General features: G+C 48.9%; 17 protein-coding genes and 1 pseudogene. 10 read left to right on the plus strand and 8 right to left on the minus strand.

Annotation, left to right across the window (positions count from 1 at the left end; genetic code table 11):
- Nucleotides 1-42 precede the first annotated feature (42 nt).
- Nucleotides 43-444 carry a VOC family protein gene (locus BLS62_RS03185; protein ID WP_093176826.1) on the minus strand — a complete coding sequence of 134 codons (402 nt, stop codon included), beginning with the start codon at nucleotides 442-444 and terminating at the stop codon, nucleotides 43-45.
- A 94-nt stretch (nucleotides 445-538) separates the two neighbouring features.
- Between BLS62_RS03185 and soxR the strand changes: the two genes are divergently transcribed.
- Nucleotides 539-1006, plus strand: a complete 468-nt coding sequence (gene soxR, locus BLS62_RS03190; protein WP_093176995.1) for a redox-sensitive transcriptional activator SoxR — start codon at nucleotides 539-541, stop codon at nucleotides 1004-1006.
- A 216-nt stretch (nucleotides 1007-1222) separates the two neighbouring features.
- The gene (locus tag BLS62_RS03195) at nucleotides 1223-1576 is read left to right on the plus strand and encodes a DUF1330 domain-containing protein (protein ID WP_093176829.1); all 354 of its coding nucleotides are present in this window, start codon (nucleotides 1223-1225) and stop codon (nucleotides 1574-1576) included.
- A 110-nt stretch (nucleotides 1577-1686) separates the two neighbouring features.
- Here the strand turns inward: BLS62_RS03195 and BLS62_RS03200 are convergent, their stop codons facing one another.
- From BLS62_RS03200 to BLS62_RS03220, 5 genes are all read right to left on the minus strand, one after another.
- Nucleotides 1687-2520 (minus strand): tyrosine-type recombinase/integrase, encoded by an 834-nt coding sequence (locus BLS62_RS03200; protein ID WP_093176832.1) that lies wholly within the window; start codon nucleotides 2518-2520, stop codon nucleotides 1687-1689.
- A gap of 173 nt (nucleotides 2521-2693) precedes the next feature.
- Complete coding sequence (locus BLS62_RS03205; RefSeq protein ID WP_093176834.1) at nucleotides 2694-3077, minus strand: hypothetical protein; 384 nt, start codon at nucleotides 3075-3077, stop codon at nucleotides 2694-2696.
- A gap of 201 nt (nucleotides 3078-3278) precedes the next feature.
- Nucleotides 3279-3791 carry a hypothetical protein gene (locus BLS62_RS03210; RefSeq protein WP_093176837.1) on the minus strand — a complete coding sequence of 171 codons (513 nt, stop codon included), beginning with the start codon at nucleotides 3789-3791 and terminating at the stop codon, nucleotides 3279-3281.
- The gene (locus BLS62_RS31240) at nucleotides 3788-4438 is read right to left on the minus strand and encodes a ubiquitin family protein (protein ID WP_200798442.1); all 651 of its coding nucleotides are present in this window, start codon (nucleotides 4436-4438) and stop codon (nucleotides 3788-3790) included. The genes BLS62_RS03210 and BLS62_RS31240 overlap by 4 nt, the downstream gene beginning before the upstream one ends.
- A 603-nt stretch (nucleotides 4439-5041) precedes the next feature.
- A complete protein-coding gene (locus BLS62_RS03220; RefSeq protein WP_093176840.1) occupies nucleotides 5042-5848 on the minus strand; it encodes a hypothetical protein in 807 nt (268 codons plus the stop codon).
- Nucleotides 5849-6332: 484 nt separating this feature from the next.
- Here BLS62_RS03220 and BLS62_RS03225 point away from each other — a divergent pair, with 484 nt between their 5' ends.
- From BLS62_RS03225 to BLS62_RS03250, 6 genes are all read left to right on the plus strand, one after another.
- Nucleotides 6333-7073 (plus strand): class I SAM-dependent methyltransferase, encoded by a 741-nt coding sequence (locus tag BLS62_RS03225; RefSeq protein WP_093176844.1) that lies wholly within the window; start codon nucleotides 6333-6335, stop codon nucleotides 7071-7073.
- Between the two features lie 981 nt (nucleotides 7074-8054).
- A complete protein-coding gene (locus BLS62_RS03230; protein WP_093176842.1) occupies nucleotides 8055-8585 on the plus strand; it encodes a GNAT family N-acetyltransferase in 531 nt (176 codons plus the stop codon).
- A 115-nt stretch (nucleotides 8586-8700) separates the two neighbouring features.
- Complete coding sequence (locus BLS62_RS03235; protein WP_093174758.1) at nucleotides 8701-9213, plus strand: YgjV family protein; 513 nt, start codon at nucleotides 8701-8703, stop codon at nucleotides 9211-9213.
- Between the two features lie 142 nt (nucleotides 9214-9355).
- Complete coding sequence (locus BLS62_RS03240) at nucleotides 9356-10477, plus strand: type III polyketide synthase (protein ID WP_093174763.1); 1122 nt, start codon at nucleotides 9356-9358, stop codon at nucleotides 10475-10477.
- Nucleotides 10470-10970 carry an isoprenylcysteine carboxyl methyltransferase family protein gene (locus BLS62_RS03245; RefSeq protein WP_093174768.1) on the plus strand — a complete coding sequence of 167 codons (501 nt, stop codon included), beginning with the start codon at nucleotides 10470-10472 and terminating at the stop codon, nucleotides 10968-10970. The genes BLS62_RS03240 and BLS62_RS03245 overlap by 8 nt, the downstream gene beginning before the upstream one ends.
- Nucleotides 10971-11107: 137 nt before the next feature.
- Complete coding sequence (locus BLS62_RS03250; RefSeq protein WP_093174773.1) at nucleotides 11108-12625, plus strand: aldehyde dehydrogenase (NADP(+)); 1518 nt, start codon at nucleotides 11108-11110, stop codon at nucleotides 12623-12625.
- Between the two features lie 441 nt (nucleotides 12626-13066).
- Here BLS62_RS03250 and BLS62_RS32015 read toward each other — a convergent pair.
- Together BLS62_RS32015 and BLS62_RS32020 are read right to left on the minus strand one after the other, a co-directional pair.
- Nucleotides 13067-13315, minus strand: a pseudogene (locus tag BLS62_RS32015) (transposase); the annotation flags it as partial.
- 97 nt (nucleotides 13316-13412) lie between these two features.
- Nucleotides 13413-13565, minus strand: a complete 153-nt coding sequence (locus tag BLS62_RS32020) for a transposase (RefSeq protein ID WP_244283428.1) — start codon at nucleotides 13563-13565, stop codon at nucleotides 13413-13415.
- A gap of 761 nt (nucleotides 13566-14326) precedes the next feature.
- Here BLS62_RS32020 and BLS62_RS03260 point away from each other — a divergent pair.
- Together BLS62_RS03260 and BLS62_RS30410 are read left to right on the plus strand one after the other, a co-directional pair.
- A complete protein-coding gene (locus BLS62_RS03260; RefSeq protein ID WP_244283477.1) occupies nucleotides 14327-15817 on the plus strand; it encodes a sensor histidine kinase in 1491 nt (496 codons plus the stop codon).
- On the plus strand, nucleotides 15814-15951 hold the full coding sequence (locus tag BLS62_RS30410) for a hypothetical protein (RefSeq protein ID WP_208990658.1): 138 nt from the start codon (nucleotides 15814-15816) through the stop codon (nucleotides 15949-15951). Before BLS62_RS03260 ends, BLS62_RS30410 begins: the two co-directional genes overlap by 4 nt.
- The last annotated feature ends 12 nt before the right edge of the window (nucleotides 15952-15963 follow it).

The raw sequence follows: 15963 nt of genomic DNA on the forward strand, positions 1-15963 counted from the left end.
TCTGTACACTCCTTACAGAGCGCAAAACAAGCATTCAATATCCTAAACGCTCACGCCTTGTTTTGCGTAGCTGACAATTTCAAATTCAATTGCATCGTCATCATAAAAATAGAAACGACGACCCGGCTCGTAATCGGCGTGATTGATGGTCTTGTATCCACCGGCAAGAATTCGTTTTTCAACCGCGTCAAGATCATCAACAACAATTGCGATATGGTTCAGTCCGCCTTTGAAACTACCGCTGTCGGCTTTCTGGTCTTCAGGTGCCCCTGCTGAGTACACCGCCAGATAACTGGTGTCATTGCCCACATGAACGGTTGTGCCGCCATTCTTGGCAGGGCCTTTCCAGCGGATGCGCCAGCCAAACCAATTCACCAGCCTGTTTGCAGTTGCGTCAGGGTCAGAAACTGTCACGTTTACGTGCTCCAGAAATGCGCTCGTCATCGGTGTATCCTTTTGTGTTTGACAACTGATAACACCCTGTCTAATCCTTCAAGTTAAGTTGAAGTCAAGGACAATTTTCCAAATGAAACCAGCGCTGAAGAAAACTGATCTCCTGTCCATTGGTGAACTGGCAGAGCGAACTGGCATTTCAACTTCTGCGATACGGTTCTATGAGGAAAAAGAGCTGGTTATGCCGGCTCGTAATAATGGCGGGCAACGTCGCTTTATGCGGGCCGACATTCGCCGGATTTCGTTTATTCTGGTGGCACAGGAATTTGGCTTCACCATTGCCGAGATTGGCGTGCAACTGAAACGGTTGCCAGAAGGACGCGCCCCCAACAAAGCGGACTGGACCAAACTCAGCACCCACTTCAAGATACATCTGGACGCACGCATCGCCAAGATGAATGCCCTACGAGAACGTCTTGAGGGGTGCATGGGGTGCGGGTGCCTCTCGTTGAACAAATGCCAACTTTATAATGCCGGTGATGCTGCCGCCAGCTATGGCCGCGGGCCGCGCTATGTAATGGGAGATGATCCTATCCAAACTCTGGATGAGTAGACCACAGCTGTTTGAGCCTTCATTGTGAATGATGCGTGTTCCGGAAGTCGAATTTCTGCTGCCTTGGACCAACTTGATCTCAATATATAAAAATACATTTTTCCTTGACCTCAACTTAACTTGAGGAATTACAAGACGAGTGATCACTGGGTATTAGCGGAACTTACACACCATTTTGCTCAGTTAAAACAACAGGTAAAAGTAACGGAGCTCAAAATGGCTAAACAAATACCTGCTTATCTCGTCGCAAGTTCATTCATGGCAGAAGGTCATGGATCTCTCGATCCGTACGGCAATGCAATTCACCCACTGATGGAAAAATACGGCGGAGAGTTGCTCGTCGGGGGTGATCCAAAACAATTTATGGATATGTATGAGGGGGAATGGAAAGAAGGTGCTCGGTTCACGCTTTTCCGGTTTCCATCCATGGACGCTCTGCAATCCTTTTGGAACTCTGAGGACTACCAGAAGGTCAAACATCTACGCACAGATGTAATTCCACCAAACTTCACCTTCGGCGTCGAAGGATTTGATATGGAAGCTTGGGAAAAAGAACACAGTAACGCCTAATGGATGTTTCGAGCATGAGAGACATGAGGAATCTCATGGTCTCTTAGCTTGGCAAAAAAAACAACCCTGCCAGATTATGGCAGGGTTGTAAGTAATCCGTGCTGGTTTGCTTAGGCCTTGTCGACGAACAGCAATTTAGAAACGTGCTCAGCAGACAGGCTGTTGATCTCGGAAAGCTCCAGCTCTTCCTGATCCCTCACGAAGGAGTAAAACGCAATACGGATACTTGCCAGCGTTCCTTCGAGTCGAGCTTCTTCCATGCGTGTCGCGAGGATATTTCCAAGCGATAAGCCGTGACCACGGCCGCCACTCATTGGGAAGACGTGGAGATCTTCCTCGTTTTTCCGCAAATCTTTAGCTTCGCGCAGAATTTTACGCTGGAGGCTCGTAAGCTCGCGGGTAAATACCTTTGTGCGTGCGTTGGTCAGCTCTAAAACACCCGCTTCCAAATCAATGGAAGACCATTCCAGTTTCATGACCTCTGATTTACGCAAACCAGTCGCCATAAGGAACTCAAGTGCCAGTGTTGCAGACAGACTGTCCCTGCGGTTGTACTTGGATTTCTCCAGCATTTTCCAGACTTGCTTGTACTGCAACTCACTGAGTGTAGGGTTTTTGACCCGAACCTCTGGTGGGCGTTCAAGCATCTCTGGCAGTTCCAGCCAGTAAAATGCACCGGAGACCAAATTCTCAACACAGGCTGCAAGCGGAGCACTGAGCTCTTTCTTCGCTTTTGCAAACAGGTTTTCAGAATGTTCGAGCGTCCACCCTTCAACCGTAATATTCGCAATATCAGCTTTAACGAACTCAAGAGCGGTCTTCATCAATGCGATCGTCTTGGGCTTCAAAATGCGGTAGGTCGATGCATCGGTTTCACGCACGTCAATATATTCTACGAGAATCTGTGCGAGAGGAAAGTTCTTGATTTCGTCTTGGGAGGTCATTGTGTTCCAGTTGCCTTAGGCTTTTATCTTGCCGCCTTATAGGTCACTTCAGACTAATGTAAAACCAAAACTCAATAAATGACGCGAACGATTGCATTTGGTGGCCGGAAAGGGCGCTGAAGACTTAAAAAAGCCCTCGCAAACAGCAAGGGCTTTTTTGAATTTATAGGATGCTAGCTCTTGGAGGCTTTAACAGTCTTAGAAGGGGCAACTGGTTTACACCGCTTCTCGGTCGCAGCTGCTTTCAGGGCGTCATATTCCCCTTTCAAGCGTCCCAGCTCTTCCTTGTTGTCCTCTGTCGCAGCCAGCAGGAACAAGCTCGGCCAAAACACCAGCAGGCCAACACCCATGATGACAGCATCTGCTGTTGCTGCACTTTTCTGGTCGCCGGAGACTTCCTGAACACGAGCGCCAACAGCCAACAATTCCTCATTGAGCTCACTACATGTAAAAGAACTGTACTTGTTTGCTGAGACATAACTTGGCTTAATGCTGCTTGGTGAGGACGCACAACCAGCTGCACTGACAAGCAAACAACCGGAGATCGCAAGGCTCATAAATTTCCGCAAAATCAAAACAACACCCACACTTTTGAAACTAATAACTCAATCCAGGGTTGTTTTGCCTGAGTCCTGCACATGTTGTCCAGCCGAAACTAGTAGAATAACCGAATTACCCGCGTATTTTCCCGTAAGAAGTATTGTACTCGGATTCCCGGCACACCATATAGTTCCGTTCGCTTCAGGCACGTTCGCCTCTTAGAAACGCAGCGCGGCGTTGAATTGAAGCAGGCTTCTGTCATTATCTCCAAGATTTTCGTAGGACGCTTTAAGCTTCAAAAATCCTTGGTTCGCTGCAAAGCTCTGAGCAAAGGATAGCTCTGCACCTCCTCCGCATTGCGTAGAGATACGTGCAGATTGAATGCGCTCACAGGCGAAGCGAGGAGACGCTGTGATATTCAAGGCTTCACCTGGAATAAAAGAAGGAACCAGAGAAAACGCAAGCGTTGGTTGCAGTTGAAGACGGGTCAAATCTACAGCTTCAAACTTCAGTTTGTTGTTTTGCTCTTCCCCATCAATGTCATAGGCAACGGTCTCGCCTGTTCCATGTGCATGGGATAGCTGAGCATTCGGAGAGAAAACAGCCCATCCGAAATCATAGGAACCTTCAATCACAGCACCTGCTTGGAATACTGCTCTGGAATAGTCGTAGGAGTAAGAATTTTCATCCCTTGAAAGGTCTGCAAGGGTTTGATTTAAACCAGCGATCACATAGGCCGCTGCAACACATTCGATGAAAGGTCCAATGTGCTGTAGACGCCAACTTCTCCGCCAAATGCTTTCGCACTGCCTTGGAAAACCCCATCGTTATCTGTGATAGCTGCATCCAGACCGACATAGAATCCGAATGTAGAGTTGGAAGTGAATTCAACATCTGCACCAAATTGAGCGTTGAACTCTCCTGAAACGCCCAAACCGCTTTCATTCAAAAGAGTGACAGACCCCGAAGTCCAGAATCCAAGTTCATCATGAGAACGCTGAAGTGCGCTCAGAACAACACGGTTTGAGTTGCGCATTTTTTGCCGAAGCGACCGCTCTGTCTCCAACTGTGCATTCCGCTGCAGCGCTTTGAGAGTATCCGATAAGGTCACTTCTCCCAAGAACAACACAAGGTGCAGCGTAGATTCCTTCTGAATATTGTAGTCGGAGAGTGTTCGTCCACCCTCAAGCTGCTTGCCCGCAAAAATCAGTCGTTGCTGGTCAGGTGGAATACCCTCTTTGTCCTGAATTTTAGCTTTGACATTGTCGATGGTATCGGAAGCCTCTACCTTCAGCGTGATCGTCTTACCCGTTAATGTCTTGACGAAGATCTGCATGGCAGACGCATCAGCTATTGTGCCCAACAAACAAAATGCCATTGATAAAATCAAAATACGCAAGTGAGGGAGATGCATAATAAATATCTTTTATTGATTCAAGTTGAACAATTCTACACATATAAATTTAGAATATCTGATCCTTATCAAAAAATAGATGCGGAAATCAACTTTGGGATATTTCATGAATTCCTGTAATATCCTCGTATATATTGCTCCAATATTTATCAAAGATCTTGAAGAAACAGAGCGGCATACCTTCCAAAAGTGCGTGGGCAAAGGGTCTAGGAAAGTAAGGCAACAACCTTTACCTAATAAAGAAAGGTCCAACCCTCCGCGGCTGGATCTTTTATGACGAGGAATCTGTTGGTATCATCGTTGGACCGCATAATTTAACAGATCAACGCAAAATCTACCACTTCCTTGCAATTCAACGCACATAGCAACGCAGATGGATGATAGTTGGCTGCTCTAAAACTGGTGTGAGGTTTTCGACTTGTGCCCCTATATCCGTTGGAATCACAAGACGAACAGAAGTCATAATCCCTCCAAGGTTAGGGGTTTTTCCGGATTCTGGAACCACAATTGCGGTCACCGCCTCGCCAAACTCAGGGCAGACATAAATCCGCCCTGAGTTATCAACGGCTACGCAGCTTCTTGTACAGCATACTGGTTTTCCCAGAAAGCACACCAGCGATCACAGAACGCAAAAGCGAGTTCGTGCGCACGGGCATGGTCTTCTGGCATCATGAACTGAGACAGAATAACAAGGATATCATTCTGATGCTCATCGTCTTCAGCGTCGGTCTCATCATCTGAGCTACTTCCGTGAGCATTGTAGTATCCCGCATCGACGGAGACACCGACTGCACGAGCAGCCTCGCGCATTGGTGGGCTGTACACCATGGCCTCTTCTTCTGTCACCGCGATGTACATCAGGACGCCAAGGAAATCATTCATGATTTCCTCAACATAGCGGTGAAGTTCTACAGCTGGGGCGCCGCATTTGTAAGCATCACGGCCTTCGCGAGGTACACCCAGTTGATCAATCACCTGCTCAAACAAGAGGTAATGTGAGTGTTTTGGTGTTCCTTCATAATCACCCTGACCGGCATAAAAGCCGAGTTCATCAAGAAGATTCAGCGTGATAAGGAACCGCGCGGACATATGGTCCATGTTCCGTTTGCTATCAATTTCACGCGTCAAAAACTGCGCCATCAAAATCACATCAGTGAACTGTTTGGTGAGCAGACGAAAATCCATGTGTAGATCTGTGACAGCAGCTTTAGATAAAACGCCGTTTTGAAGATCAGAAATCACCGGGTGAGAAAATAGCCGATGCTCTTTAATTTCAACCATCAGTTGCTCGATGAACTTGTAATTCTGCGCGTATCTGTCTGTAGGTGTCTCTGCCTTAATAAGGTCTTGAACGACGTAACGAGTAGCCTTCATAATAAGTTCCCTCTCCCAAAACATCCTGAGATGACAAATTTGCAAATTCAAAGCTAGTAATTATGCGGGATGATATTAATCATCACTAAGTATATTTATCAACACTACCTCCAAAAATCCTGCCCACTGAATGGTCTTCATGCAAATTTTGCAATCGCAAAAGGAAAATAAATATAAAATTTCTAGTTGATCCAAATTCATCAAGCTGGAGTGATTGATGAATTGCTATATCTCGTAAATATATTCAGGCCTTTGATTTTCTTACTCTAGGTCAATTTTGCACATCACCAAATGTGAACAATATTCATCATTATATTTTTACTGTTCGCTCTGAAGCCATGTGCGTTTAATTTATTTCAGCAATGCAGCACGCATTTATTTTTTTTGTGAATCCAAAGGTTATCCAGACTTGTCCAAGTCTTGTTCAGAGACAGGGAGCGAACTAAACTCTTTTTTGCCCCTATATCGAAAGCCATTCATTCAGATGATTCACCACACAATCTTTACTGACCCTTCCGTTGCACAGTTTTATGAGCTTGGTGAAGTTGTCCGCTCTGACTATGATTTTTGCAAAGCTCAGGCAGCAAACGCCCGTTCAATTTTGGACTTAGGCTGCGGAACGGGTGAGCTCACTGTTCAGCTCACAAAAGGACGACACGTCGTTGGGTTGGACCCCGCCACAGCAATGTTGGATATTGCGAGAGCTAGAGCGGGGGGAGAAAATGTGACGTGGATTGAAGGCGATGCGCGCAACTTCTCTCTCAATGAGCATTTCGATCTTGTAGTCTTGACGGGCCACTCCTTTCAGTTTTTCCTGAATGAAAAAGACCAACTGTCCGCTTTGAACTGCATAGCAAAACACCTCTCTCCCAATGGGCGCTTTATCTTTGACACCCGCAACCCGGATTTTGGGGGCCGCAAGACAAGAGAAAAACACGAAACACTGCAGTGTCGTGTGCATCCAGATCTCGGTGAAATCGAAAGCTGGAACATCTCCGAGTACGATGAGGAAAATCGTATCCTCAGTTTCGTTAATGTCTACAAACATCTGGAGACGGGCGAGGTCTATAGTGCACCCTCTCAGATCAAATACACCAATCAAAACAAGATCAAGGCTCTGATAAAACAGGCGGGCCTGCACGTAGATGAATGGCTAGGAGAGTGGACGGGCGAGCCGTACAATCCGGCTTCTCGTGAGATCATCCCGATTGGAAGAAAAGCGTAGGCCTCGGCGCTCAATACGAGCGAAGGCAAAGCGGATGCCAGAGCCAATGAATAAGGCACCGGTCAACTGGCAATTCCCCAATCTTTGATCGAGTCGATAAGATCGACAGAGGACGAGCTTCGCCGCTTCATGAAATGTACGCGGAGCTCATCCTACAAGAAGAATTTTTGAAAGAAGCTCTGGGAAAAAGGACGAAGTCCATCTCAACGTAAAGAGATAACCCGCACAGCCGTGGCAACAAGCAGATATCGATTTCTTGGGAGTAAACCAACAGTGTTATCGCTATGAGCGAGCTTGCCGCATTTACCAGTATTTGGAGCTAAACCTTCGGACCAAACCACGTAAGCGGCAGAAACGGGATAAGCCGAATAAGTTAGAAGCTCCGGCAACAACCAATCTAGTTTGGCCAATGGACTTCATGTCTGACAAAAAGGACGACGGTTCAGAACTTTGAATATCCTTGATGACTTCAACTGGGAGAGACCGGCTATTGAAGTGGGTATTTCATTCCCAGCACTGCGGATCATACGTGCTTTGAAACAAGTGACGGAATGAGTGGGATGCCTGAGACCAATCGGGTTGGCAATGGGCCCGAGAAGATCAGTGAACTATTGTTGTTCCGGGTAGAAATCAGGGCATCAGGATTTTGCATATTTAGCCGGCCAACCAGCGCAGGATGCATATATAGAGCGTTTTAGCCGGACTGTTCGGCAGGAATGACTGGATCAAAATTGTTTTGCAACGATCAAACAAGCCCAGACGGAAACAACCAATTGGCTCTGACCTTACAATACCGAACAGCTCATCATGGTCATCCGCGGTGTTACACCCGCAACCAAAATGAGTTTGGCAGCATAACTCTACTGCCAAACTCATCCAATAACGGGAGGATTACTCCCTCGCACATCCGTGTGAGGGGGTTTCACTTTTCTGTTGCATGGGTATGGTTGGACGAACCCAATATTTCGAGAAGATATTTCCATGGCAACAATTCCAATTCCGCAAACGGTACACATTCATGAGTTGGCCGAGAGTGATGCCATTGATTTACTGAAATTTGAAAGAGCCAATAAGTCTTTCTTTGAGAAATGGGTTCCAGCTCGCACCGAAGACTATTTTGAACTGGAAAGCCTCAAAGAGATTATCCGCGAGCTTGTTATGGACGAGGATCATTTTTTCCTCGTTAGAAACGAAGAGTACCAACTGATCGGCAGAATTAATCTGCGTGCAGCAGGCGCTAGTACTGATGGAGGTGCAGAACTCGGCTATCGCATCGGAGAAGCATTCGGCGGGAAGGGATTTGCCAAAGCCTCAACCCTCGCGCTTATTCAACATTTGAAGGCGGAAGGCGGGCCGTCCTCCCTAATCGCCTTTGCCGCAGTTAATAATCCGGCATCCTCAAGCGTCCTCAAAGCCTGTGGCTTCCAACAGGACGCGACAGGCACCAAATCTGTTCAACTGAACGACCAAACGCTGACCCTGCACAAATATACACGTCTCCTGGAGGCATAAGTTCGTAAAGTATGCGCTTTTTCTGAACTCTAGCCAGTATTCTTCGCGATAATACAGACGCGGCGAAATCCTTTTTCGGCTTAATGTCTTCGTCCCAGACGAAAGACGCCGACATATGGATCTCTATATTATTCAAGCCCTTGGTATAACGGCTTTTGCAGTCAACATGGTTGGCTTTTCAACTTCCCGAGATCAGTTGCTCCGCAGCCTGATTTTCCTCAGCGCCAGTCTGTTTTGCATACACTACGTATTACTGGGTGCATATGTTGCTGGTCTAAGCCTTGCGCTTAGCGGTTTGCGATCCTTAATATCGTTGAAATACAAAGGAAATCGCTGGTTTTTTGGCTTTGCTATTGTGCAAACGCTGATGAGCCTTGCCATTTATGACTCTCCCTTCGACCTTTTACCATGGTCTGCCTCCCTCCTCAACGGCTATGCCATGTTCTGCTTAAGCGGCATCCGTATGCGCGTTGTCATGCTGGTTGGTGCTGCCCTCTGGTGTTCAAATGCTGTCATCGTCGGGTCCTGGGGCGGCGCAATAAATGACCTGACAAACGGCACACTGTTGCTCGTAACCATTTATCGCATGAAAACGGCCACAAATAAGGAAGTGCTTAACCAAGCCTGATAAAACCCTCCACCTTTTCACACCAACAATCCATCCCCAGCAAAACAACCCTAAAAAACGCCGGATTTTCAGAGGTTTGTTCACCGCCTATAACGTTGAAGAGCAGAAATGGCATAACAATAAATCAGGGTTGGAGAGCCGAATGCCCGTTTATCTGACCGGCCTTGCGACAGCGGTGCCGCCCTACGAATTAACTCAGAACCTGGTGTTGGAGTATGCACGCCGCATCCTCGGTCCAAAGTTCGCCCAGTTTGAGCGCATGTCTGGCACTTTTTTAAATGCAGGCGTTGAAAAACGCTATTCTCTTGCGCCGCTGGAATGGTTTTTAGAACCACAAAACTGGCGGACACGCAATGAGGTGTACCTACGCGGTGGAACAGAACTGTTTATTGATGCTGCCCGAAGAGCGCTCTTGAAGGCAGGCCTGCGTGCACAAGACATAGACACAATCGTAACAGTTTCATCCACTGGCATTGCCACCCCAACATTGGAAGCACAGGCATGGAGCCAAATGGGGTTTCGGCAGGATATTCTGCGGGTTCCGGTTTTCGGCCTCGGTTGCGCTGGCGGTGTATCCGGCATGGCAATCGCGCGCGAGCTTGCCCAAGCCAAACCCGGTACCAACGTACTGCTGGTTGCACTGGAAGCCTGCACGCTCTCATTCCGGTCTGATCGTCTCACCAAGGCTGATATCATCGCAACTGTATTGTTTGGGGACGGCGCTGCAGCTGCATGCCTTTCCACCAACATGCCAGAAGACACGCGCAAAACTATAGAGCTGGGTTCGGGCCAGCAGGAGATTTGGCCCGATACACTCAACATTATGGGCTGGAATGTAGATGAGAGCGGGCTTGGTGTGGTGTTTGATCGGTCCATTCCTGACTTTGCTAGAGACCATTTCAAAGATGTGACGGATCGCAGGTTATCAGCGCAAGGGTTGTCCATGCAGGATCTTACCCGGTTTGTCTGTCATCCCGGCGGCGCTAAGGTTGTTCAAGCGTTGGAGCAAGCACTGGACCTGCCCTCCAATTCCCTTGATGCGGAACGAGAGGTATTACGGGATTATGGCAACATGTCAGCACCGACTGCTCTGTTTGTTTTAGAACGCGTGCTGGAACAACCAAAACCAGGTCTGATGATGATGTGCGCACTCGGCCCGGGTTTTACTGCCTCGTTCCTCCCAATCACGGTTGTGGCGCAGCCATCATCATCTGCAAGCCTTGCCACCGATCACACTGAGCCAACAGGAGTAATCAATGCCTGATGCCTCGCTACCCGCCCTGCTCTTCCTCGCGTTTATCGTCGTTCAACGCCTTTCTGAGCTCGTAATCGCAAAACGCAACACGGCTAGGTTGCTAAAAAAAGGAGCCCGTGAAGTTGGTGCCAGCCACTATCCGCTTGTTGTGAGCGTTCATGTGGCATGGATACTTTCACTTGTTGTTCTGGGTTACAACAAACCGGTCGCAATGCCGTGGCTCTATATTTTTGCGGGCCTACAGATTTTTCGATTATGGATTTTGTTGTCTCTTGGTTCCAGATGGACAACACGCATTATTGTGCTCAAGGAGCCTTTGGTGAAAAGGGGTCCATTCGCCTTCATAAAGCACCCCAACTATCTTCTTGTGGCATTGGAGATCTTCACCGCACCGATGGTTTTGGGTTTATTCCCCGTTGCCTTTCTGTTTTCCGGCATAAATGGCGCAATACTCGCTCTGCGCATTCGCGTGGAAGATGAAGCTCTGGTAGACCTCAGGTAACATGAGTTTCTCCGTAAAACTTAGTTAAGTGCTTGAACTGGATAAAACATAGTGATATATCACTATCCAATTACCATGCGAGTTGATCACGGTTGCTCGCTAATCTGACTTATCAAAGTTTTTGTGCCGAGGTCATCATGCTAACAGGTTGCCATCTTATCGCTGGAAAATGGGTCGATAACACCCAGAAATTCCAGTCCACTCCGTACTCAGGTGACGCCAGCTCTTATTCCTGTGGCACTGCTGAACTGATCGACAAAGCCGTTCAAGGCGCAGAAGACGCTTTTATGAGCTTTGGCTGGTCCTCCCGTTCAGAGCGCGCCACCTTCATTCGCAAAATCGCTGAGGAAATCGACGCACGCGGTGCGGAAATCACCAAGGTTGGCTGTGCTGAAACTGGCCTTCCAGAAATGCGCCTCAATGGTGAGCGCGGTCGCACCGTTGGTCAGTTGCGCCTGTTCGCTGATCATATTGAAAAAGGCGATTACCTCGATCTGGCTCATGATAAAGCTATACCAGACCGCGCGCCGCTTCCACGTCCTGATATTCGTTTGAGCCAGCGCCCTGTTGGGCCGGTTGCTGTATTTGGCGCCTCCAACTTCCCTTTGGCCTTCTCCACTGCCGGCGGAGACACAGCGTCCGCCCTTGCAGCAGGGTGTCCGGTTGTTGTCAAAGGCCATGAAGCTCATCCGGGTACTGCTGAGCTGGTAGCCCAAGCCATTGACGCGGCAATCAAATCCTGCGGCATGCATCCCGGCGTTTTCTCACTGGTACAAGGTGGCAGCCGCGAAGTTGGTACAGCCCTTGTCAAGCATCCATTGATCAAAGCAGTTGGGTTTACCGGGTCACTAGCTGGTGGCCGCGCTTTGTTTGACCTTTGTGTTTCTCGCCCTGAGCCTATCCCGTTCTTTGGTGAACTGGGCTCTGTCAACCCTTCCTTCCTGTTCCCCAATGCTCTCGCCAGCCGCGGCGAAGCAATTGCCGCTGGTTGGGCTGGTTCTCTGTGCATGGGTGCAGGTCAGTTCTGTACCAATCCAGGCGTCATGCTCGTGGTTGATGGTCCGGATACAGATGCCTTCATCGCCAAAGCAAAAGGCGCACTGGAAGCAGCTGGCGAACAACCAATGCTCACAGACGGCATTGCCGCAGCCTATCGTGCAAGCTCGGCCAAAATCGCAGACGAAGCCGGCGTAGAAGAGTTGGTAGGCACAGCTTGCACAACACGCGGCGCTAAGCCTTACATGTTCGTGACCGACGCTGCTAACTGGCTTAAAAACAAAGAGCTGCAAGAAGAAGTATTTGGGCCACTCGGCATCGTCGTCAAACTGGAAAACCTTGATCAGATGCACGATGTCGCCAAGCAAATCGAAGGTCAGTTGACTTGTTCCGTTCATGTGGATGCTGCCGATTATGCTGATGCCCGCAAATTGATGCCGCTTCTGGAGCGTAAAGCTGGCCGCGTGCTTGCCAATGGGTTCCCAACCGGTGTTGAAGTTTGTGATGCGATGGTTCATGGCGGTCCGTACCCGGCTTCCACCAACTTTGGCGCAACCTCTGTGGGCACCATGGCAATCCGCCGCTTCCTACGTCCAGTAAGTTATCAGGACATTCCGCTGGAGTTGGTCTCCAGTTTTGAAGTCGAGGAAATGGCGTAAAGCTGTCTCAATATAACCATCAATAGCCCTGAACGTAGCTGTTCAGGGCTTTTCTTCGTCTACTGGTCGCTCTGGAGTGGTTAGGCTGCCAGGTTTTTCAGGGTACCTCGGCCGTGTTGCACAACTCCAATTTAGATTGCGGCTTGCCCAAACCCATAAATTGAGGTGTCCTGAAACCCTTTCGAACGGCGGCTGTCCGAAGGACGTTATTTTATTTAGAACAGCAACGCCAATTTGCGCTTCTATCCTCTGATGTTTAAAGTTTCTTGAGCTCAGTTTTCCCCCGACCACCCGCTTTAAACGACCCATCGGGGTTTCACCTCGCGCCCGCTGCCCGTATCAGGTGTATTTCTGCCAGTCCATTCTGCCGCACTTTTGAATTGCAAGGATATGCGCGTCACGCGATGTCAGGTCAGTCTCAGTGTCTCGACTGAGGATTGCCTATTTAGGCGATGGAATAACAACCTCAACACTTTCAAAGCACTCTGCCAATTCTTGTCTGGTTGGCTCGCCGTCGTAAGCGCCATCACCCAGAAACTTCGCCACCGTGTCGTCAATTTGATCCAACAAATCCGTTAGGGCTGACGGCTCGTCAACGCTCTCTTCCGTCAACTCACCGCACAGGATTTTGCGCGTATTCAGCTCTGTCCCCAGATGCAGTTTGCGCCAGTTTCTGCGTTTTATCTTGGTTCTCTGCCATTCACCCGCCCAAAGACCTTTAGTCCTGTGCTGTCTATTACTAGATGAGCCGGTTCAGCTATGCGTGTAGCCCGCAGCTTTGTCAGCTTCAAACCTTCCGTCCGACGCGACAGCGTAGAAAATCAGAAACAGGCAGGTCCAGTTGTATCAGGCGAAACAGAGAGCGTGCAAATCCTTGGATCGGGCGAAGCGCGAGACCGAATAATGACCTCACCTGCAAACAGGTTTCGATGGCAAGCACTGAGAATTTGGTAGGACGACCGCGGCGCTTGCTGTGTGGGGCGTGCCAATAAACCTGGCAATGTCCTCATCGATTCAAACGCTCACATCTCAGCGCTGGCGAAGACTTTCGTTAGACTCTGGCCAGTTGGTGAGACGATATCCGGTTTTTGTAAATATCTCCCGCCGAGCAGCATTATGTTTGAAGGGCATGAAAAGACTACCTGACCAAAAAATAGGCTGCCTACATACACGCTGGAGGCGGATTTGTGCAGCAAGGCCGTTATACCCCACGTCGCGAACGACAGTTACTCGCGCATGTTCTTCAGTTGTTCTGAAACGAGGCCAATTTTGCAGCTTCGGGGCCACTGGGCCAAGTTCGTGCATTTTAAGCGAGCTGAACTCAACGGGTAAGGGCTATCTGTAAGCAAGTTCCAAATTAGGCAGGAACGCTGCGTCTTTCCATTAATTCAGAGCCTGTCCATTCCTAGCTTTTCTTAGGATTTGATTGAAGTCTTTGCATAGGCTTCAATTATCTGGCAGTTGCTTCAGACAACAACATAAATAACCGACAAAGAAGCTTGTTGTCCATGGCGCTGATCCTTCTTCTGCTGCAACAGATGTGTGTCTATCTCGTTATTGTATATCTGGTCAGCAAGACGCCGCTGTTCAAGATATTCACGGAGGATGCACCCCGCCTCCCGCATAAGGTCCTAATTTACTTCGTGTTTTCCCGGCTTTTGCATTATCGCAACTTATTTCGGTGAGCAGGTTAACGGAGCGATTGCGAACACACGTGCCATGGGAGCCGTGCTCGGCGGTCTGCTTGGCGGACCGATCACGGGCTTGCTGGTGGGCATTACAGGAGGCCTGCATCGCTACAGCTTTGGCGGTTTTACCGATCTGGCCTGCACCATTTCCACCACTTCTGAAGGGCTATTGACGGGTGCTGCGGCTCTGTATTTGCGCCAACAAAACAAGGGCGCTCTTCTGTTCCGGCCCCTCTTCGTGTTCTGGCTGACGTTGGCTGCCGAGGCAATGCAGATGCTCATCATTCTGGCAGTTGCGCGCCCGTTTGACCATGCATTTGAGTTAGTCCAGCAAATTGCTATTCCGATGCTTCTGGTGAATTCCTTAGGGGCGGCGCTCTTCATGAGCATTGTTCGCGATCAGAAGACCATGTTCGACAAGCTTTCCTCCGCATTTTCCAGTCAAGCGCTCAAGATTGCAGAACGGTGTGTCGGAGTTCTGGCCAAGGGCCTCAATGAGACATCGTCGGCCAAAGTCGCCAGGATTGTGAGTGAGGAAACGAAAGTTGGCGCCGTTGCCATAACCGATAGATATAAGTTGCTGGCCTTTACCGGCAGTGGATCAGATCATCACATTCCCGGAACGCCGATTTCCTCTCGGTTGACGCTGGATGCGATTACGCACAACACAGTTATGTATGCAAACGGTGTTGAGGTGCCCTACGGCTGCTCAATCTCTCAGTGTTGCAAACTGGGGTCATGTCTGGTTATTCCACTCCGCAGCGATACCGAGGTGATTGGCACCATCAAAATGTATGAGCAGAAGAACAAAATGTTCCTCAACATCAACCGGACTCTTGGAGAAGGTATTGCCAAGTTACTTTCCAACCAGATCCTTTATGGGGAGCTGGAAGAGAAACAAAACCTGCTGACGTGTGCTGAACTTAAGTTGTTGCAGGCTCAGGTGAATCCGCATTTCCTATTCAACACGCTCAATACTATTGCAATTATTACGAAGCGTGATCCTGTGAAAGCTCGTTTTTTGCTCCTGCAGTTTTCCAAATTCCTCCGCATCAATCTAAAACGCACATCCGGCCTTGTGTCGCTGAGCGATGAGCTTGACCACATTGATGCGTATCTGGCGATTGAAAAAGCACGGTTTGCGGACAAACTGAGTGTGGAGATTGATCTGCCGACAAAGCTTCACAATATTCAGGTCCCCGCCTTCACGCTCCAACCAATTATCGAGAACGCCATCAAACACGGCATTTCACAAAGTGTAAATCAGGGCCACATTCATATCAGTGGCCATATTCAAGATGATGCTATTGAACTGCGCGTCGAAGACAATGCAGGATTGTATGTTCCTCCAAAAGACAAGGAGGGTCTTGGCATGTCCCTCGTCGATAAGCGGCTTAAGAAACAATGGGGTGAGGACTATGGCCTTTCCATTGAATGGGAAGATGATCTGTTTACACGGGTGAGTATCCGCGTGCCTCAACATGATCTGGAGGCTGCGCAATGATCACCTGTCTTGTGGTTGATGATGAACCCTACGCCCGCGAAGAGCTTGTTGAGCTGCTGGATAAAGCCGGGAACATCGAGGTTATCGGAGAATGCAGCAACGCGATTGAAGCTCTCAGCACATCAATAAGCTGAAGCCTCAACTGG

The sequence above is a fragment of the Pseudovibrio sp. Tun.PSC04-5.I4 genome, from assembly GCF_900104145.1.
Lineage (GTDB): Bacteria > Pseudomonadota > Alphaproteobacteria > Rhizobiales > Stappiaceae > Pseudovibrio.